The sequence below is a fragment of the Kamptonema formosum PCC 10802 genome, from assembly GCF_000332335.1.
GTDB lineage: Bacteria > Cyanobacteriota > Cyanobacteriia > Cyanobacteriales > Oscillatoriaceae > Oscillatoria.
Genome location: NZ_KB235948.1, coordinates 2813202 through 2838805 on the forward strand (window position 1 = coordinate 2813202; position 25604 = coordinate 2838805).

Genomic DNA, 25604 nt, shown 5'->3' on the forward strand with positions numbered 1-25604 from the left:
CTAAAACCTAACCCCTATAGCGTTTTTGATATTCCTGAGGTACTGAAAAGCCCGGTTTCTTAAAGAAACCGGGTTTGGCGCACTCCCCCAACTGAAACCCGCTAAAATGCCTAAAATATACAGCATTTAATTTGCACTTTTCATTTCTATTCTACCGTTCCGGGGCAGGCACGAAAACCCTCCAATACTGGCAAAATAACGCAATCAGGAGGCTCTGCCTCCTTTCAAGGGAAAAGCAGGTTAAAAGCATAACAGCTTATAGCAGTAGCCACTTAGGTCCGTACATTTCGGCCTCTTTTGCACCCCCGCACTCCTGCTCCTATTGTCCTAACCCATATTACTACTGGCATATAGACGTAGGCCAGCGTCTGGCTGCCCTGAAGGTCTAATGTTTTAACCTAAGTGCATACTGCTATAACTGCTGGGCATGAGGCATGGCAATTTTTAGGGGCGGTTTCATCCAAATCTTTGCCCGAAACAGCCAAATATTAATAAACTCAAAACAGCCAATCCTGGCCTCCTGGCCTCCTGGCCTCCGGGCCTCTACAGGACCGGCGCGCCTCACGCCCAAGCTCAACGAGCGTCCTCAAATGTGTCTCACGAGAAAATGCGACGGGTAACAAACTTTCCAGTAACGCCAGCATAATAATAAAGTGCTGTGGAAATTGAGAGTGAGAGTCCACCGGCTCTGGTGCCGGTGCGGTGCTGCCCTCTCTGCTGCCGGCATCTGCCTTTGCCATATCTTTCCGCCAACAATACCATGCCGGCTGCAAATTGTCAATCCCCCGCCCGCTGACCGCAGCGCCGCTTGTGGTGGCGGGCGCAGCGTCACCCAAACGAAGAGCCGGTTGAGCAATCTCACCGTCTGGCTATCACCCTATTTTCCGCCCCCACAGGTTCGGCAATCCCGAGCCAAAGGGACTTCCCAGTTGCCTGTGGCTGCGGCATCATAGAAATCAGGAGGATTCTGCACTGCCAACCAGCAGCTATTAAGCCAGAATGGGACAGATGTTGCGTGTCAGGTCATAAGAAGCGCCCAGTGTCACCCACAACACACTCGCCGCCTGCGGAGTGGCGGGCTGCCTCTCACCGGGGCGGCCTTGCCGGTGCGGAGCGGCCTTCCGAGCGCCTAAATGTCAGTGTTCCCTCATCGGGGAGACCGCCGGCAAATCTGCCCTGCGGGGGATTTGCCCCTGATGCTTTTCCAATTATATGTAGAAAAGCTTAATTTTACCGGCATTTTCGGGAAAGCTTAAGAATATAAGAGTTGAGGAGCAACCCAAGACTGTTTACAGGCGTCTAAATGTGGAATACTGTAAAAAAAGGCAAACTCATACCGACTTCGAGTTTTAAGCACCTGTCACCCCGTACTGTCTGTTGCCGGTGTGGCGGCCAGGGGTGGCCGGTGTAGGGGCGGGCCACCGACGAAGACCGCCCTCCGACGCGAGCGACCTTCTAAGAGCTTCAACCGATTCAAACGCGCTCTCCTGCCCTGAGAGTGGGGCAGGTGAATGAACCTTTAATTTTCATTTAGGGAGTTCACGACTCACTCATGCCCACAGCAAAGAACCGTACCATGACCGCCAACCCCACTTACATGGGCGCACGGCCTTCCGCACCGGCTGATATCGTGCGCACCTATCTGCACGAGATCGGACGGGTGCCGCTGCTGACCCACGAGCAAGAAATTGTCTTGGGCAAGCAGGTGCAGCAAATGATGGCGCTAATTGAAGCGAAAGAAGCGCTGGCCTCCGAGCTCGACCGCGAACCCACTGCGCAAGAGTGGGCCGCTCGCCTGGAGCTTTCGGAAGCCGAGCTGAACCGGCTCGTACACCAGGGACAGCGTGCGAAGCAAAAGATGATTGAAGCCAACTTGCGCCTGGTGGTGGCGATCGCCAAGAAATACCAGAAGCGCAACCTGGAGCTGCTCGACCTGATCCAAGAAGGCACACTCGGTTTGGAACGAGGGGTAGAAAAATTTGACCCCACGCGGGGGTACAAGTTTTCCACCTACGCCTACTGGTGGATTCGCCAAGCCATCACCCGCGCCATCGCCCAGCAGGCTCGCACGATTCGCCTGCCGATCCACATCACCGAAAAACTGAACAAAATCAAAAAAGTCCAGCGGGAGCTCACCCAGCAATTGGGGCGGAGCGCCACGCCGGCTGAAATTGGCCAAGCCCTCGATTTAGAGCCGTCTCAAATCCGGGAGTACCTGACCATGGCCCGCCACCCGATTTCCCTGGACATCCGCGTCGGGGACAACCACGACACGGAACTGCAAGACCTGCTCGAAGATGAAGCCGCCTCGCCGGAGAGCTTCACCACCCAGGAATTGCTGCGCCAAGACCTCGACAACCTGCTAGCCGAACTGACGCAGCAGCAGCGGGAAGTGATCACCCTGCGCTTTGGCCTCAAGGACGGTCGCGAGCTGTCCCTGGCCAAAGTCGGCGAGCGACTGAGCCTGAGCCGGGAGCGGGTGCGCCAGCTGGAACATCAAGCCTTGGCTCAGCTGCGCCGCCGGCAGGCCAACGTGCGGGAATATCTCGCCAGCTAATCGAGCGGTGAGTCGCTGAATTAACTCATCGCCCATCACTCCTCACGCCCGCGCGGCAAAAAATCGGGCTGGGAGCAGCAACTGCTCCCAGCCACATTTTTTGTTAATTTTTGTAAACGAATTCGGCAATCAAAGGCGATGAGCGTGAAGGCTTTCGCTGGCAACTGGGCGCAAATCCGCCCGGATTCTCAACTCAGAAGGTCTTAGTGAAAAACCTAGAGGGAAACAACCAGGGTGCACAACCGGTTTGTCCGCTTTAGTTCGCCGTGGCATAAAATGCTAAACTGGTTTGACAGGCTCCTAGCCGCGCTCCTCCCAGCTTTGGGGCTAGCCGCGAATGGCCTCTGCACCGCACTCACGGCTTCCCACGCCCTTGCGGCTTTTGGCTCAGAGATTGCCCACCCCCCCCCAAAGCAAAGGGTTCACCCCACTGCCGGCGGCGGACCGGTTCTGGCCCCCGCAATGCCTGCTGAGGAACAGCCTTTAGCCGATGGGATTTACCACTACGGCGAGTCCGCTGAGCCCGAACAGATTGGCAAAGCCTATATGGTGTTTGAGGTGCGCCAGGGCTTAGCCATAGGAGCCTTTTACATGCCCAGCTCCTCCTTTGACTGTTTTTACGGCAGCGCTTGGCCGCAGCGACTCGACCTCACCATTGTCAGCACCTACGAACAGACGGCCTACACCTACTCCGTCCCCCTCGACGAGTTTCAGCCCGTCCCCACCGTCAGCGAGAACGACGAGCGGATCTTGAGGGTGTGCACCGGCACCTATCAAGAGCGGGTGTGGGAGCGGCAAACTCCCCAGCGCCTAGCCCCAAGCCCCCTCAATACTCAATCCCCGGTTGCGCCCTGACACCTTGCTCCCGAAACGGATGCTTAATCAGGGTCATTTCAGTCACCAAGTCCGCCCGCTCGATCAGGGCTGCCGGTGCCCCCCTGCCGGTGAGAATGGCGTGCGTGTCCGCCGGCTTTTCTGCCAAACCGGCCATCACTTCCTCAGCCTGCAAATACCCCAGCTTCATTGCTACATTAATTTCATCGAGCAGCACCAGCTTAAACTCCGGGTTGCGCAGAAATGTCAAACCCGTTTGCCAAGCCAGCTGGGCTCTCTCAATATCCCGCTCCCTGTCTTGGGTTTCCCAAGTGAACCCCTCTCCGAGCGCCCGGAACTCTATCTGCGAGCCCCACCGCTCCAGCACCGCCTTTTCCGCCGGCTCCCAGGCCCCTTTAATGAATTGCACAATAGCCACGCGGTAGCCGTGTCCCAGAGAGCGCAGCACCATCCCCAGCGCCGCTGTCGTTTTGCCCTTGCCATTGCCGGTGTGGACAATAATCAAGCCTTTTTCCAGATTTCGCTGCGCCAGTCGCTTCTCCTGCACCTGCTTGCGCCGCTCCATCTTCTGCCGGTACTGCTCTGGCGTCAGCCCTGCCGGTGCCAGGGGCGCTCCGGCATCCGCCTCCAAATTTTCACCGCCGTCCATATCAGTCTTCGCGTTCATACTTACCTGCTGCGCTCCCTTGTCTAGCCCGCACCCCACTCCCACACCGGCCCAGCAACCCCCTCCGAGGTTCCCTCTTCTATATCTTGCGGAAGTGCCGGTCAGACTTGATGATAAACCGGTTAAGCTGAGATTAAAACTGAGTTAAGAAAAACACGGCAGATGAAACCGACTTAACCAGCCATCAGGGCCATTCGCATCAAACTCGTGACAGTCGCCGGCCCGCACGGTGACCAGCGGCAGCAACCCCGACCGGCTCCCAGTCAGGGGGCAGGAAACACACTAACATTAAAAATACATAAAGTATTGTATATAATGGAGAGAAATATGGCAGATTCCAGAGATTTTCTATCTCCTCGAAGCCGCTATCACGGCAAATTCTCGCCGCAAAACTTGGCGTTTGATGCGAACCTGCAGGAGTTCGCTCAAAAAGTGAGCATCATCTGCGCCTTAGAAACAGGTGGCAAGCTCTCCCCAGAACAAGCCTACGAGGAAATTAGGACCCTCTGGCACCGGCTGAAAACATCCAAAAAGCAGCTGGGGATTGGCGAGCCCCCCCCTAAGGGCAGCGAGGAAAATAGTGAGGGATGAGCGGAAAAAGCAGAAAGTCGGGGCACCCACAACGGCATGGGTGCCAACTCAAACTTAATATAGCAGCAGTCATATTGGGCGCGGAGATCGCTGGCCTAGGGATAAAAGGTGTAGGACAGGCGTTCGCTGCGATCCTACTGTCTTAACTTAAGTGAATACTGCTAGAATGAACCGCCAAGACGCCAAGAACGCCAAGAGGAAGTTTCTTGGCGTCCCTTCAAAGGGGCGGTTGATTGTAAGATTGTTGATTGGTGTGAATTCCTGTCAGGGATTGAAATAGGAATCGGGGAAGAAGGCCATGTTGCTGGTATTAGAAGCGGAGTCAATCATTTTCAACTTGGTGCGCACCCCGGATGCCGGGCGGGATGTCGAGAGTGTGGGCTTGCTTGCAGCAAACGGTCGCATTTTAGCCGTGCCGGTGAGCAGCGATCTCGATTTTCCTCACTGGGACAATTCTGCGATGGACGGCTATGCGGTACTCTATGATGATGTTGCGGGGTGCAGCCCTTCTGAACCGGCAACCCTGGATATTATAGAGGAAATTCCCGCAGGTGTCAAGCCCCGGAGAGAAATTCAACCCGGGCAAGCGGCGCGAATCCTCACCGGCTCGATGATGCCGGCGGGTGCGGATACGGTGGTGATGCAGGAGGAAACGCGCCGGGAGGGCTCTCGCGTGTCTGTCTTGGCCCCACCGGCAGGGCGCGGGGCTTTCGTGCGCCACCGGGGGGCTTTCTACAAGGCGGGGACGCCCCTGCTGCCGGAGGGCATCGCCCTGGGGGCACCGGAAATCGCTGTGCTGGCTCAGGCCAGGTTAGCGCAGGTGCCGGTGTGGCGGCGTCCAATGGTTGCGATTCTCTCCACCGGCAGCGAGCTGGTGACGCCCGACCGGCCCCTGCAACCGGGCCAAATTGCCGACTCCAATCAGTACGCTCTGGCGGCGGCAGTGGCGAATGCCGGCGGAGTGCCGCTGCCCCTGGGCATTGTTGAGGACGACCGGCAGGCGCTCGCAGGGGCGATAGCGCGAGCGGTGGCGGGCGCGGATGTGGTGCTGTCCACCGGCGGCGTCTCTGTGGGGGATTGCGATTACGTCGAGGAAATTCTCGAAAAGCTGGGAGCGGAAACTCACATCCGGTCTGTTGACATGAAACCGGGCAAACCCCTGACTGTGGCGAGGTTTCCCGCTCGTGCCTCCGGGCGGGAAGTGCTCTATTTCGGGCTGCCGGGAAATCCGGTTTCCACCCTGGTGACATTTTGGCGGTTTGTCGGGCCGGCACTGAAAAAGCTGGCCGGTCTGAAAGACGGCTGGGGGCCCGTATTTGTCCGGGCGCGCTCGCGACAGGAGTTGCGCTCAGATGGCAAGCGGGAATCTTACCTGTGGGGGAAGCTGGAATTAGTTGATGGCGCTTGGGAGTTTGAGAAAGCCGGTGGGAGTCACAGTTCTGGGAATTTGATCAATCTGGCGCTTTGCTCGGGTCTGGCGGTGGTGCCGGTGGGTGAGACTCTGATTCCCGCTGGGGAGCTGGTGCTGGGAATGCCGGTGGGATGAGCCAAACCGCCCAATGCTCAGAAATGGCACTCTAGCAGTATTCACTTAGGTTAGGACAGTAGGTCGCAGGAGCGCCTGTCCTATAGCAGTATGCACTTAGGTTAGTACATGGGCATTGGGGCAGTGGGCGATGGGGCATCACGCAAAAGCTGGTAGGGGCGGGTTTACTAACATCTGGTAAAACCCAGAGACATCTTGGGTGAACCCGCCCCTACTTACCCCATGCGCATGAGCCCGATGCGCATGAGCCCCATAAGCCATGTCATTAATGTCTTAACCAATATGACTGCTGCTATACGCCTTTTATCCCCAGGCCACTGATGTCCTAAGCAATATGAATACTGCTATATTCTTAAGTCGGGTTAAAACAAGCCTCTTTTGCCGTTCGGCTTTACCGTCAGCCAGTTGGTTTTGGCCATAGCCAGCTGCTCGTCGGTGACGCGGGCACCGGTGAGATTGGCTCCGCAGAGATTCGCCCCCCGCAGGTTGGCGTAACTCAGATAAGCCTCGGTGAGGTCCGCACCTCTGAGATCTGCTCCCTCCAAGCAGGCGTAGCTCATATACGCTTTGACCAAATAGGCGTCCCGCAGACTGGCCTGCTTTAAATTCGCGCGGCCAAAATTGGCATTGGAGAGGTCGGAATTCTGGAAGTTGGTTTTAGCCAAGTTCGCTTGGTGGAAAATGGTTTCCGCCAGACAGGTTCTCGACAAGTCTAGCAGGCTGAGGTCGCAGGTGGCAAAATCTCGTCTGCCCTTGGTGTAGGCGGTTTTCAGACTTAGGGCATCCCACGAGCTGGGAATTTTCGCCTTACCGCCGGAAGCCCCTTTGCCGTCTATCGCCGTCACCCCCCGATTGGACGCCAGACTCCGATTTCCGGTGCCCCCGCTGGGCATGCGGGTAGCGGCGGCGCGGGCTTTGCGGGCGCGAATTTCCTCCGCCAGTTTCGAGGCGGGCGACGCCCCACCAGAAGAACTGCCGGAATCGATTGCGGTGCGGTCTTCTGGCTGAGCGGCAGGTTTGGACTGAGCGATCATGCCCTGGTTGAGGCTGTGCCGGTGCAGCTCTACATCCATCGCTCTGAGGACTTCGCTAGCTGACCCGAAACGATGGCGGACAGAAACTTCCAGCATTTTTTCTAGCACGCGCAGCAAACCGGCACTGACTGTGATATACTCCCGCCAGCGGATTTCGCCGGTGACCGGATCGTGGCCTAAATGACTGGGAGATTTGCCTGTCAGCAGATAGATGCAAGTCACCCCCAGGGCGTAGATATCGCTGGCATACACGGGGCGCAGCGACATCTGTTCCGGTGGCGCAAAACCGGGGGTGCCAATCGCAAAGGAGGTGAGTGCCGTATTTTCTGAGGTGTTGAGGATAGCGGTTTGGCTCACTTGGTCTTTGACGGCCCCAAAGTCAATCAGGACAAGCTTTTGGTCGATGTCGCGGCGAATCATATTGGCCGGTTTGATGTCCCGGTGAATCACCCGATGGTCGTGCAGGTACTGCACCACCGGCAGGATCTCCGCCAGAAATTGTGTGACGCCAAATTCTGTAAAAGGCCCGCTGCGCTTGACTTCTTGTTTGAGGGTCGAGCCGCTGATGTACTCCTGAACCAGGTAAAATTGCTCGCTGGCTTCAAAGTAGTCTAGCAGGCGGGGCACTTGGGGGTGATCGACAAGCTTGCCGAGGGTTTTGGCTTCTCGCTCAAAAAGCTGCCGCGCCATGTCCAAGACCTGCGGCGAGGTGGTTGCCGGGCGCAGCTGCTTGATCACGCAGCTGGGGGTTCCGGGCAAAGAAAGGTCTTGGGCCACAAAGGTCGCCCCAAAGCCCCCTTGGGCCAAAGCTTGTGTCACGCGATAGCGAGCCCGAAGCAGGAGAGTGGCTCCGCACGCTTGACACCGGTGAGCGTGGTCTGGGTTCTCAGGTTGGGGACAGGCAGGATTTACACAGATACTCATATTCACCCGGATGTAGCTCTGCTGTTTGACAGCTTACTGGCTTGCACAAGTAGATGCGTTTGCCCCGTCTGGCCTCAAGCATGCTTTCCTCGGTGCCGCTAAGCTTATCCCCTACCTTAAATGATTTAAGGGGATAAACGGGATCTCTTGGGGGCAACCCCTTGGTCGCTCCAGTAACTCTGCTTGTGTGGGCAAGTTTTTGGACTGCCGGCACCGGCAGCTCACCGGCACCCCGTTCTAAAAAGTTTCTTCTGACATTCAGGCATTTTTCTTATCTTTAAAGTTCCTGAAAACAGGGGGCAAATAACGGTCTGGCGAATTTCTTTACAAAATTTTTACATAATTGTGTTGATTGTGTGAAGCCGGCGCGCCGGTCGGGCAACAGGGCCGGCGGGCCAGAGCGCGGTGAGGGGCGGAGGGGCTGCCGCCACGCTTGGTGCGGCAACCGGGTTTCTTTGAGAAACCCGGTTTCTGGAAAATCCCGCCGGCTCTAGACAAAAACTTAGCCGAATGGTAAAATATACGAGATTTTCTGGAAGACTGGCATCGAGATCGGGGCGGGCCGGCAGTGCCGGTGAGCCAAAATCCTGACAAATCCCTCTTGAATATTAAGATTTGCCGGCCCAATTTTTGCCGCAGGTTATTGCGGTGGCAGATTCCATTTTAACAGAGCCGGCTTTAGTTGAGTGGCTCTGTCGCCAGCCGCAAGCCGGAAACAGGTACGGTGCGTTCCCCCTTGGGGGGAAGCGCCCCTACTGTTCAAAGCTTGTGCGTTCCGGCGCTGGCGAGCGATTGAGCTGTATTTTACCGCAGCATTAAGTTTGCTCTAAAATATAGCGGTTCTCAGTTGGATGAACGTTAGGCCCAGAAACCCGGTTTCTTAAAGAAACCGGGTTTCTCAGTACCTCACAAAGGATGAGAAACGCGATAAACCCTTTAACCCTGTTTTCGGTGCCAGATGAAACTTAGCTTTTGCATTATTGTCAAAAACGAGGAAGCCACCCTGCCCAAGTGCCTGAGCAGTGTCAGAGAGGCGGTGGATGAAATGGTGGTGCTGGACACCGGCTCGACGGACCGGACTCCAGAAATTGCGCGAGAATTCGGCGCGAAAGTTTATCACTTCCCGTGGGGCGGCGACTTCGCAGCCGCCCGCAATGAATCTCTGAAGTATGTCACCGGCGACTGGGTTCTGGTGCTGGATGCGGATGAAGTGCTCAAACAAGAAAGTGTGCCGCAGATAAAGGAGGCGATGCTTAACGAGCGCTATATCCTGATCAATCTCGTCCGCCACGAAGTTGGGGCGGCGCAATCTCCCTACTCGCTGGTGTCGCGGCTGTTCCGCAATCACCCAGAGATTTATTTCTCGCACCCCTATCACGCAATGGTGGATGATAGTGTTGCCGAGCTGTTGCGCCAAAAGCCGAATCAGTGGCAGGTGGCTGACCTGTCGCCGGTGGCGATTGAACACTATGGCTACCAGCCAGGAACGATCGCAGCTCTTGATAAGTTTACCCGAGCGCGGCAGGCGATGGAAGCGTATCTGGCTGAACACCCCTCCGATCCCTACACCTCCAGCAAGCTGGGCGCTCTGTATGTGGCAGCGGGCGAGGTGGAAAGGGGCATCGCGCTGCTGGAACTGGGTCTGGCAGCGCTGCCAAAGCCGGACAGGTCTAGCCCTGCGGCAGCGCCGGTGCTCTACGAACTCCACTACCATTTAGGCATTGCCCACACTCGCCTCTCAAAGCTGTCTAAAGCGAAGTCGCACTATAAAGCGGCGATCGAGCAGCCTATTTTGCCGCAGCTGAAACTTGGCGCTTACAATAATTTGGGCAGCTTGCTGCTGGAAACCGGCGACTTGACGGGCGCAATTTCTGCCTTCGGGACTGCTGTCCGCGCTGAGCCGAATTTTGCTCTCGGTCACTTCAATTTGGGGATTGCTCTCAAGCAGAAGGGGCGTCTGAAGGAAGCGATTGACTCCTACCGGCAAGCGATTGCACTAGACCCTGACTGTGCGGAGGCTTATCAAAATTTGGGGGTGGCGCTGCTGAAAGCCGGCAATGTGCTGGAGAGTTTGGATACTTTTCGAGAGGCGATTTCGCTCTACGAGCAGCGCCAGTCGCCGGCAGGCGGTCATCTGCGCCGAAGTTTGAAGGAAATGGGTTTGAGCGTTTGAATTCTCTCAGGGGAAGTGGGGTGCTTTTCCGGCGGCGGAACGCACCCCGCAAGTCCTGAGATCGGGCACAAGGGCATCACGCATGCATGGCATTGGTCACTGAATTCAGGTTAATCAACCCGACATGGTAGAGCAATAAGATGTTAGGCTTTTAACCTGCTTTTTCGTTGAAAGGAGGCAGAGCCTCCAGATTGCGTTCCCAGCCTGAGGCTGGGAACGCTAGGATAAAAAATAATGTAAATTTAATGCAGCATAGCTTAGACAGTCAGTTGAGTGCAAGGTATCTTACTTGCTAGTAGGGACAGGGATTGGAGGGAACGCCTGTCCTAGGTCCGCGCCCTAAGAGCCCAGAGCTATATAAGGTAGCGGCTTTGCCTGTCTTGACAGTGCAGTCACTGGAGATTATTGCCTGGAGTTGGCCAAGCCCAGCCAGTCCTTGTTCGGATCGCTGCGCGGCACAGGGTTGGTCGCAGGATGAGATCTCGATCCAGAAGCGAGCTTGACCCAACATCCGAGTGAGGGAATGCGCGTTCCCCTTGACAGTTCAAGGGTGGGGAGGGCAATCTAAAATGTGCGATCTCCGGATGTTTTTCCATCTGTGGTGTATCCTGGAAAGAAAAACTGCTTGACAAATAGATGTTTTGATGTTATAATGGCAAGGCTTACTTTATGGCAGGTGGCTTGCATGCTAGCCGGTGCGGTCGCCGGCAACATTGTCAGTTGCGATTTTTCCGCATCTTCTCCCACACCCCCACACATCCAAGACTCACCGCCACCGGTGGGGCGGAATTTTCTACCGCAACACGAGCACACCGGCAAGTTGAGTGCCGGTGGGAGAGGGGCTGAGGTTTTCGCCACCGGCAAAGGCGGGCAGACTCTGGAAAAGAGCCGTGCCGGCACAGTCAAAATCTGGAATTTGGCCTCTCCGGAAGGGTGAGAGCCGGTTAGGGGATATGGTTTCCGGCAAGGCGGGGAAAGCTGTGGGTAGCTCACCTTTGCCCCTGCAAACCTAAAAATTGCCACAGCATACAAGACGAATGCAGCCGGATTTGATATCAGGGGGCTTCAGTCCAGAGAGGTTCCGGCTTGCCGGTGGCACAAGTCAGGAGATCGTCACGACTTTACCGCTGTCCAAGTCGTAACGGGCCCCAACGATTTTCAGCCTGCCCTGTTTGAGCAACTCAGCTAGAATGGGTTGAGAGGATTTTAATTGCTCCACAACCAGTTTGACGCGACATACCTTTTATTCCCGTCCATCAATGTTTGCAGGGCTTCGTCAGGGCTGATGCCGGCGAGAGAATGATCCTTTGCGGCGACACGTTGATGCCCAACCAGCTGGGCTACCAGGGGAGCTCCCAGAGTTCCGAGACTGGCAGCCGCGAGCATTTCCCGGCGGGAAAGCCGTCTCAAATGCTTTCTGTTGTCCATCATTTGCTACCTTGCGCAAATGTTCAGTTAATAGAAGTTTAAATCTACTAGCTGGGAGGGAGCTGATCCTTAAGGTATCCCTCTTCTGTCACGTTGGGGCAATTTGACGAATTTGCGCTATTTCAGGCAACGACAGATCCGGCTTTCACCCTTGTTTGAAAAAAGAGGGGTATAGCAGTATGCACTTAGGTTAGTACATGGGCATCACGCATGCATGGCATCACGCATGCATGGCATCACGCATGCATGGCATCACGCAAAAGCTGTGAGTCTTTCCCATGCGCATGAGCCCGATGCGCATGAGCCCCATAAGCCATGTCATTAATGTCTTAACCAATATGACTACTGCTATAGTCTTTGCAATTCGCTTTTCTGGGCACCTTCGCCCCAGTGAGCGATCGCTTTATCCAATTTTGAATAAAAAACTCAGAAGGTTAAATTTTACTTAACAAACCTTTGTAAATGTTTACATTGGGCGGGAGCTTGGTGTTGGGGAGAGAAAGGGGGAGAGGTTCAATCTAAAATTGAACGGCTTCCCCGATCCAAATTTTGTACATTATTTATATTGCACAATAAATTTGTTTTAGCGGGCGCGCAAGCACCCGCTCAATAAAAGATTGCCAGAGCTTTTATGTCACTCGTTCATATTCCTGTAAGTTGCCACTGCTGAAGGAGATATGCGGCTCAGATAGCGGAATATCCAATACTTAAAGATGGTATCCAAAATCACCGGAAAAGTGGCAATAAACAAAAAGTTAAAGTCCCGACTTTCTGGCAGTCCAAGATGTCTGGATATGCCTTCTAGAATCACTTCCCAGCCATGCGGTGAGTGGAACCCCACGAAAATATCTGTCAGAAGGATAATAATAAACGCTTTAGCACTGTCGCTGAGGCCGTAAATTATCTCGTCCATAAAAGATTTCAAAATAGCGATTTCTCGCTTACTGGTGAAAACTACTGTGGCAAAAACAGCCGCCGATATCAGGTCAGCAAAGACATTTTTTATGGCGCTGTTACCTTCGGCTCTGTACTCTTCAGCAATTTCCTCAGCTTTGTGTTTGACCCGCTCCTCTAGCTCTTCTGTGGAAAGGTGAGGTGCCGCGCCTATTAAAATTTTAAATTTCAGCTGCTCTTCAAACCGCGCCAAATCTTCAAAAGCTTCTTTCTCGAAATCTTCGTTTATAAAGATTTCCGCTGAACTTTCTTCTCGGAAGTGGTCTACTACCGGCCCGACGAGGAAATTTTTTGAGAGCTGCTGCGTCAGGAGGGGAATTAGAACAAGCAAGAGGATAAACCTCAGCGAAATAACAGTCTTATTTTTGGAATTGCGGAAATTTTGAATAACTTCCTCTTCTGCTTTTGGGTCGAGGTCTTTCTTTAGCTTTTGAACGGTTCTCAAGATTGAGCGCGGTAAAAAGCCAGTTTTATCAGAAATTGATTCAGACATTTTTGCGAATTTTTCGGCTGAATAAGGGACTGTACTGTTCTGTGAGAGGTAGCCTGATTGGGAAGGCTGCTCGCTCTGGCTGTAAGCTACCAATAAGGAGGGAGATGAGGGGGGATAAGTCACTGGCACTGGAGAAGTGTACTTAGCCAACACCCCATCAATAAACGTCAGCTTTTCTAAAGTAATAGAAGCTTTCTCTCTCAGCACGATATTAGTTGAATCCTGAAAGGACTCGGAAGAATCAATAGAAAATTCTTTCGGCTGGCCTAACTTGGTAGTGGTCAGAAGTGAGTGGCTAATCTTGAAAGCGGACAAGTTGAGTCTAGCAATATTGAGGTACTTGGTTAACTGACCCTCAAAATACTGAATGACACTCTCACTGTAGTGAGCTGTTTCTGCTGAAATCTTTTGGCCGTTAAAATGCTGATCCTCGATTGATTTGATGGTCAGGGCTGCATTGTAAGCTTCCTCCAGGGCTCTCTCTGGTGTTGCGGAAAACCACTTGCTGGCATCGCGGAAGTATCCTTGGATGTTTGTGAACTGGGGTTTTTTCATGTCGCGGCTTGTCTTGGGGATATAAGGCGTTGCAAGGGAGCGAAAGGAGCGAAGCCAGAGGGCGAAGATATAAGAGAAGAAGAGAGAGTGTGAGGGGGAGGTGACAACCTGTTTACCCCTAGGATTTTCCCCTCTCTCTTAAGCGCTATCTCAAGGAACCAGCTCTACTTGGCCGGTGGCCAAGTCGTAGCGAGCGCCAACAATTTTCAGCTGGCCCATTTGAACCAAGTCAGCCAAGATGGGTTGGGAAGATTTCAATTGCTCAACAACCATTATAATATTCGCTTTGACCGCGTTGTCAAGGGCATCACCGGCTTTGCCTTTTGCCTTGTCTACGGCTGGTTTGATGGCATCGACAAAACTGAAAATGTGGCCAGGGACTGGCTTGCCGTCTAGCGCCGCCTTCACCGCACCGCACCGTTCGTGCCCCAGCACCATAATTAAAGGCACACCTAATACCGCTGTGGCATATTCGATGCTGCCGAGAATAGCGTCGTCCAGGATATTACCCGCCACCCGAATCACAAACAAGTCCCCCAGTCCTTGGTCGAAGAGAATTTCCGGCGGAACTCGCGAATCAGCACAGCCGAGCAGGATCGCAAAAGGATGCTGGCCTTTTGCAACCTCTGCGAGACGCATTGGCGTCTGGTCTGGATAAGTGCGCTTTTGCTCAACATACCGTTTATTCCCTGCCATCAATTTTTGCAAAGCTTCGTCACCCGTGAGTGGGGCGGCTTCTTGTGGTATTGCTGTTTCAGGAATAACGATTTCGGCCATCGCTATAGCAACTAAACCACTGGCACCAGTTAGCGCCGGTAAATCGGCTTTATAGTTTACCTTTAACTGCTGTGTATTTGGCATCGTTTGCTGCGAGTTAAAATTTAGCTGTCCCGGGAGGGATGTAATTTATTCTAGGATTTTTTCAGCTGAATCGAGCGGTATTCCGGGAAGTGGAGAGAAGGGGGGACGCTTTTACGAACCTGTCAAAACAGCCCCCGGGTTGGGCTGCACAGTGGCAGCCCGAGCGGGAGTTAAGTTGGCGGGATCTCAGCGGAGGTTCCCCCTAAGCGCGAGAGCCGGTTAATGGATGATTGACTGCACGTCAGAAAGCAGGCAAACACCGCCAAACTTCTTGAGTAAAGGTCTGATGATTTCCACAAATTCAGTGGCTTTTTCTTCCGTGCAAATACTCATCACATAACCATTGCTGAACGCGGCACCCATTTCTAAATCATTGGACACGACCCCTCGCTCGCCCTTACCTGTCACCTCCCGAATGATGGTATAGCCAGAAACGCCCACCTCTTCTAAGGTTGACAGCACTTTTTCCAATTCCAATGAGGTGATGATGATTTCTACCTTTTTCATCCGGTTCACAGTGTCAACCTCCCAGGGTTTTAATCATTTCCAAGTACACAGGAATCCCCACTATGATATTAAAGGGGAACGTGATGGCTAGAGCCATCGAAACGTAGAGACTTGGATTGGCTTCGGGAACGGTCATCCGCATGGCTGCGGGAACCGCTATGTAAGAGGCGCTTGCCGACAGTACGGCAAACAGAAGAGAATTCCCCTCGGAAAGCCCCATCAATTTTGCGAGCAGGATGCCGATAAGAGCATTCAATACGGGGATGCAGACAGCAAAGCTAATCAGGAAAGATCCTGTTTTCTTAAGGTCTCTTATCCTTCGGGCAGCAACCATTCCCATGTCCAGCAAAAAGAACGTCAGGACTCCGTAAAAAATTCCTTGGGTGAATGGCTGCATCTTCTCCCAGCCTTTCCCCCCTGTCAGCGCTCCTACTAAAACGCTCCCAATCAAAAGAAAGACCGAGCCATTCAGGAAAGCTTCTTTGAAAACTTCTGACCAAGAAAATTCGGAATTTTCTTCTGTCTTTTTGCCAAAGATCCTGACCAGGAGAATGCCCACAATGATGGCCGGCGATTCCATGAGGGCGAGAGCGGCTACCATGTAGCCGTCAAAATGAATGCTGAGTTTGTCCAGGAAAGAACTGGCACTGATAAAGGTGACGGCGCTGATTGACCCATAGGTGGCTGCAATAGCGGCAGCATTATAAACGTCTAGTTTGATTTTGAGGATAAAAAACGTGTAGAGAGGGACAGCACAAGCCATGATGATGGCTGCTAGGAGAGTGATGATAATTTCCAGACTGATTCCACTCTCGTCCAGTTCATAGCCTCCCTTGAACCCTATAGCCAGGAGAAGATACAGAGAGAAGAGTTTGGGCAAAGGCTGAGGGATTTCCAAGTCAGACTTAAGAAAAATCGCCATCATCCCCAGAAAGAAGAAAAGAACCGGCGGGTTCAGAAGGTTGAACAGAATAAGGCTTGAATCCATCTAAGCTCCTAAAATGTGTAGCAATCAACACGGAAAAATATTGGCCAAACGAACCGACTAACTCAGCCCTGACTCAGTTATGACAAATTTATAGGAGTTAGGCGTGTCGGAGGTATGTCAGTAATATGAATATGCTGTGACACCGGCACTGGCCCAGATCGCTTTCAATCTGGGCCTTCCCCACCCTCACCCGTTGCGGTGTTCGAGTCTGTGCCGGCGCACCCTTGCGGGCAGGGCTGGCACCGGCGCTCTCATATCCGCCTGTCCCTGAGCCCCACTCACCCCTGCGGTGGGGCGCTGCCGGTGGGCCTGAACGGAAGCGCCTCTGGGTAAAGAAAAATTACGAATTGCCGGCTGCCGGTCGAGCCGGTGGGGTGAGGGGGAGGCGAATCGTGGAAGTGGCCCCCTTGCGAGCACTGCTGCTAGCGGCGATCTTCCCGCCGTGCGCTTCCACAATGGGCTGCGCAATGGCCAGCCCCAAGCCGGTGCCGCTGCCTTTGCGCGAGCGATCTGCCGTGTAAAACTGCTCAAAAAGGTGGGGGAAATCGGCTTCGCTGATGCCGGCTCCCCAATCTTGGATTTGCACAGCCACAAAGCCACCTCCCACACTCCCGGAGACGAAAACCTCAGAATCCGGCGCAGAATATTTAATCGCGTTGTCCAGCACATTCAGGAAAGCTTGCAACAGCCGTTCTGGATCGCCCTTGAACTCAACGTCGGGAACGTCCAGCTCGAAGCCAGGACTGGCGGCTCGCATGCGGGACTCCATCGCCAGCACGCAGCGATTGAGCAACTGTTGCAGGCTGACCGGCTGCTCTTGCAGCGGCAGGACACCGGCTTCCAGCCGCCCCAGTTCCAGCAAGTCCTGAATCAGCCGCGACAGGCGGGCTGTTTCCTCCAGCGCCGTCTGGATGAAGCGGTTCCGCAGCTCTTGCTCCTCACCGGCACCGCTGGAGAGCGCCTCCAGCGTCACTGACCCGTTTCTCATATAAATAAGCCAATCCTGTGACACATTCGCCAGGAACGACCGCCGCTAAAGCTCCAGCGCCGCCAGGCGCACCTCACTAGAATGAGACGAGGGGTCAAATCGGCGAAATCATCGTTTTGAGGGATATTCAGCTTGTCACCCAAATGACCTGCCTCCAGCCGGATGGCAAAGTTGCGCATCGCCTGGATGGGCGTGGCGATGCGGCGGGAGAACCACAGGCTCACGCAGGCGCAGAGCGAGAACGTCACCAGCACCGTTCCCAGCACCGTCCAAATCACGGCTTGAAACTGGCGCTGGAACTGGGCGAGGGCTGACAGCAGCAGGCGATTTGCTAACATCTTTCAAATTCTGCTATACTTTGCTCAAGACAGTCGCCTAAACCTGAGAACCATCCGGCAAGTTGCTGCTCTGAAAAAAGCTCGCTCGCAATGCCTCTTCCTCATCAACCAGTAAGACGTGTTGCATGATGGGTTTACCTTGCCTGCAGTCAGCTACTGTACTTTTAATAGGCACCTCCTCTCGATCTCATCCCCCCTCTGGGAGATTTTTGCCTGCCTGTCAGGGAAGGTGACATATTTATTTCATCTCCTATTAATTAGGATTTAATTATTTCGGCCTCCTTGGGAATGCGATTGAGAGCGGGGCGGATCGGTTTTAAGCTCTTAGGCTTTTAACCTGCTTTTACGTTTAAACGAGGCAGAGCCTACAAATTTCGTTTTCAGCTTTATATTGAAACGAAAAATAGAGATACATAATGCAAATAAAATGCGCTATATCTTGCTGTCCGGCAGGCAGCCGGTGCCTGCCGGATTGGTGCGGCAGCTGTCGGGAGCGCTGCGGCAGTGTTTCACCAAACACGCCGGTGTGCGGCGATCTCCCCAAAACCCCAGAGGCTTCCCGCAGCCCTATGCCGGCAGCCGCAGCCCCCCTCGCGCCCCACCGCCTCCATCTACAGGCTGCAGTTGAGAAATTCTCCTACTTTCCATGAAAAAGTGTAAATTTTATGGGAGCCGGCTAATCTTAATTATTTCTTTATGATTGGCGCGAACCCCTTGTGATATGCGGCGGTCAAGCCGGGGGTGATGTGCCGGGGATCGCCCTTCCTGCGGGCGATCCCATTGACAGTCGGCACAAATGCTGAGATACTGTAATATATAAGTGAGTCTCGGCTCGCCAAAGGGATACGTTTGGGTGCAGATTGTTAAAAACTGTAAAGTGGGAGACTTTCTGTCTCATTTTGTAGAGGCTTCGAGAAACAGGTTGAACTGAGAGGTTATAACATGCACGCAAAACAACAAATCCGCTGCCCCAACTGCGGCAGTCATGCTGAGCGCGACTATCTGGCCAGCAGTGAGCTGACTCGGACTCAATGCCCCAGCTGCGATTACTTGATGGTTGCCTGCTCCCGCACCGGCAGAGTCAGAGAGGCCTACGCTCCGGGGATCTACGCCCGCCGCTAAGGAACGCCTGCGCAAAACCCCCCTCTGCCACAAGAAACCGTCACAGCCCTTCCGGATCGGGCTTGGGGAGTGGGGGCGGGGCGGGGCGCGGGTTTGTCAAGCTCCTTCCCTGCGCCACAAATATGCTGTTAGGCTTTTAATGCGCTGATTGGAGAAAGGAGGCAGTCGCTTCGGAATGGCGCACACCGCCACATCTTTCTTCTTCATTCTTGGCGTCCTTGGCATCTTGGCGGTTCATAATTTTAATAAACCGCCAAGACGCAGAGAGCGCCAAGGAAAGAAAAAGAATTTCACAAATCATTTACAACTGCTGTGGGAGCTTCGTATCTGCCTCCAGCCCGAGAAGCCCGCAATTGCCCGCAGGCGGCGTCAGCTTCCAAGCCCCGAGAATAGCGCACGCTCACAGCGATGTTGTGCTTCTTCAAAGCGGCAGTAAAACCTTCAATCCGCTCGCGGCTGGGGCGCTGGTAGTCAGCTTCGCTGATCGGATTGTAGGGAATCAAATTGACGTGACTCTGAAATCCCCGCACTAGATTAGCGAGTTCTACTGCGTGTTGCGGCAGATCGCTCACACCGGCAAGCAGGATATATTCAAACGTCAGCCGGCGACCGGTTAGCTTGACATATTCCCGACATTCTGCTATCAGCTCATCTAAGCGATAAGCGCGAGCGCTGGGAATGAGCTTTTCCCGCAGCGCCTGATTGGAGGCGTGCAGGCTGACGGCGAGGGTGAATTGCAGTTTGTGTTCTGCCAGCTTGCGGATGCGATTGCGGATTCCCACCGTGGAAATGGTGATATTTCGCTGCCCAATTCCGATATCTTCGTTAATAGAGCGCACCGCTGCTAGAACACTTTCAGCATTGAGCAAGGGTTCGCCCATGCCCATAAAGACAGTGTGGCTGACGCGCCGGCCAAAGTCTTCCTGAACCGCCAGCACCTGATCGACAATTTCGTGCGCCGCCAGATTGCGCTTGAAGCCGCCAAAGCCGGTGGCGCAGAAATCGCACGCCATCGGGCAGCCCACCTGGGAGGACACGCATACCGTCAGGCGTTTGTCTGTGGGGATGCCGACAGTTTCCACAATCAAGCCATCCGCCAGCTTCAGGAGATATTTGACTGTGCCGTCTGGGGCAACTGAGCGGTAGTGTGTGGCAGACCGGCCAATAGGGACATCCGCCACAGTTTCCCGCCACTGTTTGGGGAAAACGGTAATCTCCGCCAGCGAGCGAGCGCCTTTTTCATAGATCCACTGGTGCAGCTGCTTGCCCCGGTAAGCCGGTTGCCCCTGCTGCTGCGCCCATTCGGTTAATTCTGCAAGAGTTGCCCCCAACAGCGGGGTCGGGGGTGTTTGAACTGCTAACATAAAAGTGTGCCGGCTACTGATCCATTTACATGATGACATTTTGAGCCGATAAACGCTGAGTTAACCCAAATTCAGACTTTCTTAACTGTTTGCCTAATGGGAATTTCAATCCAAAACTCCGCACCCTGTCTGGGATCAGATATAGCAGTAGGCACTTAGGGAAAGGACTTGGGGTTTAACATGATGTAGGGGCGGGAACACCGACAAAGAGTGCCACACAGGTACAACACCGATAAACCCGCCCCTAACCTCTGATATAGCAGCCGGCAATTGGGCCATAGCGTGTCCTATGTCCTACCCAATATGACTGCTGCTATACTGCTCTATAGACGTATGTACGGCGTCCGCCGAGCCTGAAGGTTTAATGTCCTAATCTAAGTGGCTAGTGCTATACTTTATCTTTTTCTGCTGCAAGATGTTTATAATTTTCTAACAAAGTTGAGCGTGGCGCAGACAAAGGGCAGCCTTTTCTCCCCCGCTGCCGGTGGCGGAAATCACTGAAGCGCCTGTCATTTAAGTGACAGCCCTACGCCCCAATTGGGAGAGAGAACCTCTCCGACTTCCGCACCCCAGTAACCCAGACCTGTAGCTGCCCCACAGCCAATTAACTCGCCTTCAGCGCTGCGTGAGCTATCCGCACGATGGGAATCTCAATAACAAACTCTGCCCCCTGTCCGAGTTGCGAGCAACACTTCAGTTGCCCGCCGTGCTTTTGCACAATAATATCATAGCTGATAGACAGTCCCAAGCCGGTGCCTTCGCCCACCGGCTTAGTAGTGAAGAAGGGGTCAAATAGCTGTCCCATAACATCAATATCTATCCCGGGCCCATTATCTTTGATACTGATTCTCACCCAATCCCGGTTCAGAACTTGGGTGCGAATGGTAATGGTACTGGGGCTGTTTTTAATCTCGTCTGAGGAGCGTGTCTTATCGCGCTCGTTCAGGGCGTCAATTGCATTGCTGAGGAGGTTCATAAAGACCTGATTCAAAGAGCCGGCATAGCATTCGACTGCCGGCAAATCCCCGTATTCTTTGACGATTTGAATAGCGGGACTCTCAGGCTTTGCCTTGAGCCGATTGTGCAAAATCACTAGAGTGCTGTCGATGCCCTCATGAATGCTGACCGGCTTCATTTCAGCTTGGTCAACCCGGGAGAATGTGCGCAACGTCATCACAATCTGGCGGATGCGCTCAGCTCCCACTTTCATAGAGCACAGCATTTTGGGGAGATCCTCTCTAAGAAAATCAAGCTCAGTCTCCTCAATTAAAGCTAGGATTTTAGGGTCAGGATTGACATAGCACTGCTGGTAGAGGTCGATTAAATCCAGGAGAGCCTGAGTGTAGTCCCCAACATAGCTGAGGTTGCCGTAGATGAAGTTGACGGGGTTGTTAATTTCGTGGGCGACACCGGCAACCAGCTGCCCTAAGCTCGACATTTTCTCGTTCTGAATCAGCTGAGCTTGAGTGCGCTGCAAATCTTGCAAAACTCGTTGCAGCTGAATCGCTTTTTCGCGCTCTCGCGCTTCCGATTGCCGCAACTCCTCCTCTTGTTCTTGCCGCAAGCGCAGGTTTTCTTTCAGCTGTCGCACGCAGTTCAGGGTTTTGCTGATAGTAATTTCTAAATCCTGAAAATCTATGGGCTTGGTGAGAAAGTCAAATGCCCCGCAGTTCATTGCCTTTCTGATATTTGCCATGTCGCTATAGGCGGAAACTACCACTGTTTTAATCAGCGGCGCTATCTCATTCAGTTTAGCCAGCAAAGTCAAACCATCCATAACCGGCATATTCAGGTCGGTCAGCACCATGTCGAGGTCGGGGTTATCTCGCACCTTTTCCAGCGCTTCTGCGCCATTGCGGGCAAAAACCAGCTCCAATTCGCCGGTGCGAATCTTTTTTCTATATTTTTGGCAAATCAGAAGTTCTAAATCCGGCTCGTCATCCACAAAGAGTATTTTAGCTGCCACAGCACTTATCCTTTTTTGGATTTTCTTTAATAATTATAGCAGCAGTCATATGGGTTAAGACAATAGGAGCTTCGGGAGCTCTGGAGCAAGGGAGGCCGGAATGTACCTTCCCTAAATGCCTACTGCTATATAGACGTAGGGGGGGCGTCCCGCCCCCCTGAAGGTCTAATGTCCTAATCTAAGTGGCTACTGCTATATATCATTTGCTGGCTATTCCAACCCGTAAAAACGATTCTTTTGGAAAAAGTTTCGCTCAACTGATCGGGACGATCCGGGGGGCAGATAGGTGGGGATTATAGGGGCCTAAAACAAGCTGAATATTTTTTGTTTCAGTCCCAAAAAGTTAACTGGCTTTGTAATATAGTCATCTGCCCCCAAAGTCATTGCAGTTTTGTAATTTTGAGGGTCTTCGTAAGCGGTAATCATAAAGACTTTTAAGCTGGCCAAATCTTTTTTAATGATTCTGAGAAGTTCTAGCCCATTCATTCCCGGCATGTTAATGTCGGAGAGAATCAGCACAGCGGACGCTTCTCCCCGCTCGTGCAGGTAGTCTAGCGCCGCCTCCGCCGATAAGAAGAAAATAAATTCTATTTGACCGGCTTTGATTTCCTTTCTAAATCTTTGCTTGAACAGGAGCTGGATATCTTCCTCGTCGTCAACCACTATGACTTTCATTTATTTTACCATTCCCTTGAACTTGACAGTATTTACCCCGCACAACCCATGTTCAGTTTTAAAATCCCAAATCCCAAATCCCAAATCCCAAATTGATATCATTCATGGGCTTGCTTTTTTGGTAAGATGATAATAAACTCTGCATAGCTGCCTGCTTCCGTTTCCACCTGGAGTTCTCCTCTGTGCTGCTGCACCACAATATCGTGACTGATAGACAGACCCAAACCAGTCCCTTCTCCCGCTGGCTTTGTAGTAAAAAAGGGGGTGAAAAGTTTATCGCGCACCTCTGGCGTCATACCGGAGCCGTTATCGCGAATGCGGATTTCAACGCGCTCGCCCAGATTTTTAGTTCGCACGTTCAGGAGCGGAGAAAATTCACTGCCCATTTCTTGTTTCTTTTGATGGGCTGCATAGCAAGCGTTGTTGATAATGTTCAGGAAAACTCGGCCCATGTCTTGCGGCACGACTTCTACAGAGCCAATAGACTCGTCACAGCCGGTTTCTATGGTAATATTAAAGGAAGCATCCTTGGCCCGCATCCCGTGATAGGCGAGATTGACATACTCGGCCAATACACTGTTGATATCCGTCGCCTCCCAGTGACCGCTTTTTCCGCGAGAGTGCAGCAGCATACTGCTAACGATACGGTCAGCTCTTTGACCGTGATGGTTGATTTTTTGCAGATTTTGTCTCAGGTCGCTTAACAGGTCGGCAATCGACTCAATGGTTTCGGGATCGAGCCTGCCGGCTTGATTTTCAATTTCTTCAAATAGCTCTTCCGCCAATTCAGCGGAAAGCTCAGAGAAGTTGTTAACAAAGTTTAAGGGGTTCCTGATTTCGTGGGCGATGCCGGCTGTCAAACTTCCCAGAGAAGCAAGCTTTTCTTGCACGACAATTTGTTTTTGCATGGCTCGCAGATTCTCTTCGACCCGCCGGCGCTCGTTTATTTCCACCTGCAATTGCTCAACAGTCTGGCTGAGTTCAGAGGTGCGCTCCTCAACTTTTATTTCTAGCTGCTCATTAGCTTTTTGCAGCGCCTCCCGGGCTCGCACGCGCTCGGTCATGTCGCGCAGAATCACCACATATTCTTGCAGGTCCCGATTGGTTTGCGATGCGTTTTGGGAGAATCGGTCTGAGATGGCAACTTCCAGGATAAGGGGATTTGGCCCGTGCGGGTTGAGGGTTTGCTCGCACCGGCTCGGCCACTCATCGGGATGATTCCCCAATCCGGGCAGCAGCTGATTGAGGTGACGTCCGGCCAGCTGGCCGGCGCTCACCCCAAACAGGCGCTCAGCTGCAGGGTTAGCCTGACGAATCATGCCATTTTCATCGAGCACGGCAATCGCGTCCAGGGCAATGACAAACAGCTGTTCCGCCGCCTCTCGCGCTTCGTCCATCGAGACAACCTGAGGCAAGCTCGTCCAGCAGGCAATCGCCACTCCGACAAATGCCACACCCTGAATCAGCACCAGCAATAAATTAGAGTTGGCCCTGGGGACGGCATTTAATTTCAGGCCCAAAACCCAGCCGGCGGCAACGGCGCTGCAGACCAGCAAGATCAGGACTGTCACCTGAAGGGCCACAAAATCTTCTATCGGTTTCTTGGGCCTTTGCCGGTAGCGCTCAATCCACCAGGCGGCGTGAAAGGGCGCAAATTGAAGGCGGCGCATCGCAGCGTCCACAGCCAAAACAGCGAGGGGAAACAGGAACCCGATGAGAAAGTTGTTCCAGCCCCAAGCACAGCCCCCAACGAACAGCACAACCACCTCTACCAAAAAGAAGCCCAGCGACGGCCAGGGCCAGCGCACCTCTGGCCTGGCCCGGCCCAGCCACAGTCCCCAATGGAGGGCCATGAAAGACACCAGCCAGCAAGTATTGGTGATTGCCACGATTTGCGAGACATTTCCCCAAATCAGACAGATGACATTGAGGCACAAGGTAAACACCAAGGCCGGTCCGAGTACGCCCCGTCGGGACACAGCGGCGAACACGGATGACAGGTGTCCGTCAAGGCTGAGTTGGTACAAAATGCGGGGGCAATTGGAAACTGCGGTGGCGCAACTGAGAAGGAAACTCGCAGAGAGCAGGAATGTGACCATTCCGGAAGCAGACGCCCCCCAGAACGGCTTAGAGGCAGCTAGCAGATTTAAGAACGTGTCCTCCCCCAGTCGGGGCTCGGTAGCGAGGCGCATCAGCACCCAGGACCCGCCCAGAAACACCGGCGGCATCAGACAAGCGGCAACCGTCAGAAAGCGCAGCGTTTCAGCCGGGCGTTTGCTGTCGCCGACAAACGAGGAAGCGGTTTCGCCGGCGTTGGTAACGTAGGTAACAAGGAAAAACCACTTGGCCCACTCCACAAAGGTGAGGGGCGATGAGCGGCTCGGAAAAAAGCCCGGGCTCGATGGGGAGAAAGCCAGCCAGCCCAGACCTTGCAGGCAAAACAGCAGCAGCAGTCCGAACGCCGGAATCACGAAACATAAATGCAGGATGCTCAAAGCGCGGGTGCCGCTAAACGCCACAGTAAAGATAACGGCCACAAAGCCGATTTTCATCAGGGTATCGGGACAGGCCACACCCAAAGGCTCCAGGTTCCTCTCAATCAGCTTGGTCAGGATGATGGCGGCCACCGGCACATTCGATATCCAGCTAATGTAATATCCCAGCGCCGCATAGCGGGCAAGCCCTGGATAGCTCTTCAGCAACCGGGCGGCATAGTTGGGCGTTCCACCGGCCATTTCGGGCCATTGTTCGCCCAAGCGTTTCACTTGCAGGTTTAGCAAGATGCCGGCGATCGCCCCAGGCAACCAGACCAACAGGGCACTGGGCCCAGTAGCGGCGTGGATCGCTGGAGCGATACTCAGCCATGTGACGTGACCTGTTAGACCAAAGCCCCAGGTTTCCAAGGGTGTCAGGGTTCGCTGCAGGCGCATCCGCGACCTCTCCCTGAGATTCCCGCCAGGGATTGGTTGAGACGGTTCTGAGTGGGAGCCGGAAGCCTGCTCCTGTTGGGTTTCTAGCACCATCTATTTAATAGACCGT

The 25604-nt window shown here is 53.6% G+C and carries 23 protein-coding genes; 10 read left to right on the forward strand and 13 right to left on the reverse strand.

The window, feature by feature from the left end; all coding sequences use genetic code 11:
- The first annotated feature begins 653 nt into the window (after positions 1 to 653).
- The 3 genes from OSC10802_RS49600 (at position 654) to OSC10802_RS44290 (ending at position 3412) form a co-directional block, all read left to right on the forward strand.
- Positions 654 to 953 (forward strand): hypothetical protein, encoded by a 300-nt coding sequence (locus OSC10802_RS49600; protein WP_155967611.1) that lies wholly within the window; start codon positions 654 to 656, stop codon positions 951 to 953.
- 599 nt (positions 954 to 1552) lie between these two features.
- The gene (locus tag OSC10802_RS0112035) at positions 1553 to 2557 is read left to right on the forward strand and encodes an RNA polymerase sigma factor, RpoD/SigA family (RefSeq protein ID WP_026098401.1); all 1005 of its coding nucleotides are present in this window, start codon (positions 1553 to 1555) and stop codon (positions 2555 to 2557) included.
- A gap of 276 nt (positions 2558 to 2833) precedes the next feature.
- Complete coding sequence (locus OSC10802_RS44290) at positions 2834 to 3412, forward strand: hypothetical protein (RefSeq protein WP_017717019.1); 579 nt, start codon at positions 2834 to 2836, stop codon at positions 3410 to 3412.
- Here the strand turns inward: OSC10802_RS44290 and cobO are convergent.
- The gene (gene cobO / locus OSC10802_RS0112045; RefSeq protein WP_017717020.1) at positions 3384 to 4040 is read right to left on the reverse strand and encodes a cob(I)yrinic acid a,c-diamide adenosyltransferase; all 657 of its coding nucleotides are present in this window, start codon (positions 4038 to 4040) and stop codon (positions 3384 to 3386) included. The two genes, OSC10802_RS44290 and cobO, sit on opposite strands and share 29 nt — an antisense overlap.
- A gap of 345 nt (positions 4041 to 4385) precedes the next feature.
- Between cobO and OSC10802_RS0112050 the strand changes: the two genes are divergently transcribed.
- Both OSC10802_RS0112050 and OSC10802_RS0112060 read left to right on the forward strand, forming a co-directional pair.
- Complete coding sequence (locus OSC10802_RS0112050; protein ID WP_044170094.1) at positions 4386 to 4649, forward strand: DUF7219 family protein; 264 nt, start codon at positions 4386 to 4388, stop codon at positions 4647 to 4649.
- A gap of 298 nt (positions 4650 to 4947) precedes the next feature.
- The gene (locus OSC10802_RS0112060) at positions 4948 to 6195 is read left to right on the forward strand and encodes a molybdopterin molybdotransferase MoeA (protein ID WP_017717023.1); all 1248 of its coding nucleotides are present in this window, start codon (positions 4948 to 4950) and stop codon (positions 6193 to 6195) included.
- 362 nt (positions 6196 to 6557) lie between these two features.
- On the opposite strand, the gene OSC10802_RS0112065 is transcribed toward OSC10802_RS0112060, so the two are convergent.
- The gene (locus OSC10802_RS0112065; RefSeq protein ID WP_017717024.1) at positions 6558 to 8153 is read right to left on the reverse strand and encodes a serine/threonine-protein kinase; all 1596 of its coding nucleotides are present in this window, start codon (positions 8151 to 8153) and stop codon (positions 6558 to 6560) included.
- A 958-nt stretch (positions 8154 to 9111) separates the two neighbouring features.
- Here OSC10802_RS0112065 and OSC10802_RS0112075 point away from each other — a divergent pair.
- Both OSC10802_RS0112075 and OSC10802_RS0112080 read left to right on the forward strand, forming a co-directional pair.
- Positions 9112 to 10326, forward strand: coding sequence for a glycosyltransferase (locus OSC10802_RS0112075; protein WP_017717026.1), 1215 nt, complete (start codon positions 9112 to 9114; stop codon positions 10324 to 10326).
- Between the two features lie 652 nt (positions 10327 to 10978).
- Positions 10979 to 11263 carry a hypothetical protein gene (locus OSC10802_RS0112080; protein WP_017717027.1) on the forward strand — a complete coding sequence of 95 codons (285 nt, stop codon included), beginning with the start codon at positions 10979 to 10981 and terminating at the stop codon, positions 11261 to 11263.
- Between the two features lie 269 nt (positions 11264 to 11532).
- Here the strand turns inward: OSC10802_RS0112080 and OSC10802_RS0112085 are convergent, their stop codons facing one another.
- The 7 genes from OSC10802_RS0112085 to OSC10802_RS44295 form a co-directional block, all read right to left on the reverse strand.
- Entirely contained in the window at positions 11533 to 11757 is a 225-nt protein-coding gene (locus OSC10802_RS0112085; RefSeq protein ID WP_155967617.1) for a hypothetical protein, read from the reverse strand.
- Positions 11758 to 12388: 631 nt separating this feature from the next.
- Entirely contained in the window at positions 12389 to 13756 is a 1368-nt protein-coding gene (locus OSC10802_RS0112090; RefSeq protein WP_017717029.1) for a proton extrusion protein PcxA, read from the reverse strand.
- Positions 13757 to 13906: 150 nt separating this feature from the next.
- Positions 13907 to 14617 carry a carbonic anhydrase gene (locus OSC10802_RS0112095; RefSeq protein ID WP_017717030.1) on the reverse strand — a complete coding sequence of 237 codons (711 nt, stop codon included), beginning with the start codon at positions 14615 to 14617 and terminating at the stop codon, positions 13907 to 13909.
- Positions 14618 to 14836: 219 nt separating this feature from the next.
- On the reverse strand, positions 14837 to 15124 hold the full coding sequence (locus OSC10802_RS0112100; protein ID WP_017717031.1) for a P-II family nitrogen regulator: 288 nt from the start codon (positions 15122 to 15124) through the stop codon (positions 14837 to 14839).
- A gap of 13 nt (positions 15125 to 15137) precedes the next feature.
- On the reverse strand, positions 15138 to 16112 hold the full coding sequence (locus tag OSC10802_RS0112105; RefSeq protein ID WP_017717032.1) for a sodium-dependent bicarbonate transport family permease: 975 nt from the start codon (positions 16110 to 16112) through the stop codon (positions 15138 to 15140).
- Positions 16113 to 16452: 340 nt separating this feature from the next.
- Positions 16453 to 17100, reverse strand: coding sequence for a sensor histidine kinase (locus tag OSC10802_RS39875; protein ID WP_082218276.1), 648 nt, complete (start codon positions 17098 to 17100; stop codon positions 16453 to 16455).
- Complete coding sequence (locus OSC10802_RS44295) at positions 17097 to 17438, reverse strand: HAMP domain-containing protein (RefSeq protein ID WP_052334306.1); 342 nt, start codon at positions 17436 to 17438, stop codon at positions 17097 to 17099. The genes OSC10802_RS39875 and OSC10802_RS44295 overlap by 4 nt, the downstream gene beginning before the upstream one ends.
- Positions 17439 to 17865: 427 nt before the next feature.
- On the opposite strand from OSC10802_RS44295, the gene OSC10802_RS0112115 reads away from it, so the two are divergent.
- Together OSC10802_RS0112115 and OSC10802_RS0112120 are read left to right on the forward strand one after the other, a co-directional pair.
- The gene (locus OSC10802_RS0112115) at positions 17866 to 18066 is read left to right on the forward strand and encodes a hypothetical protein (RefSeq protein ID WP_017717034.1); all 201 of its coding nucleotides are present in this window, start codon (positions 17866 to 17868) and stop codon (positions 18064 to 18066) included.
- A gap of 314 nt (positions 18067 to 18380) precedes the next feature.
- The gene (locus tag OSC10802_RS0112120) at positions 18381 to 18560 is read left to right on the forward strand and encodes a hypothetical protein (protein ID WP_017717035.1); all 180 of its coding nucleotides are present in this window, start codon (positions 18381 to 18383) and stop codon (positions 18558 to 18560) included.
- A 290-nt stretch (positions 18561 to 18850) separates the two neighbouring features.
- On the opposite strand, the gene rlmN is transcribed toward OSC10802_RS0112120, so the two are convergent.
- The gene (rlmN, locus tag OSC10802_RS0112130) at positions 18851 to 19924 is read right to left on the reverse strand and encodes a dual-specificity RNA methyltransferase RlmN (RefSeq protein WP_017717037.1); all 1074 of its coding nucleotides are present in this window, start codon (positions 19922 to 19924) and stop codon (positions 18851 to 18853) included.
- Positions 19925 to 20302: 378 nt separating this feature from the next.
- Between rlmN and OSC10802_RS55570 the strand changes: the two genes are divergently transcribed.
- Positions 20303 to 20425 (forward strand): hypothetical protein, encoded by a 123-nt coding sequence (locus tag OSC10802_RS55570; RefSeq protein WP_255349132.1) that lies wholly within the window; start codon positions 20303 to 20305, stop codon positions 20423 to 20425.
- A 103-nt stretch (positions 20426 to 20528) separates the two neighbouring features.
- Here OSC10802_RS55570 and OSC10802_RS0112135 read toward each other — a convergent pair whose 3' ends face one another.
- From OSC10802_RS0112135 to OSC10802_RS0112150, 3 genes are all read right to left on the reverse strand, one after another.
- Entirely contained in the window at positions 20529 to 21890 is a 1362-nt protein-coding gene (locus OSC10802_RS0112135) for an ATP-binding protein (protein ID WP_017717038.1), read from the reverse strand.
- 303 nt (positions 21891 to 22193) lie between these two features.
- Positions 22194 to 22565 (reverse strand): response regulator, encoded by a 372-nt coding sequence (locus OSC10802_RS0112140; protein ID WP_017717039.1) that lies wholly within the window; start codon positions 22563 to 22565, stop codon positions 22194 to 22196.
- A gap of 98 nt (positions 22566 to 22663) precedes the next feature.
- Positions 22664 to 25588, reverse strand: a complete 2925-nt coding sequence (locus OSC10802_RS0112150) for an ATP-binding protein (protein WP_017717041.1) — start codon at positions 25586 to 25588, stop codon at positions 22664 to 22666.
- Positions 25589 to 25604 lie beyond the last annotated feature (16 nt).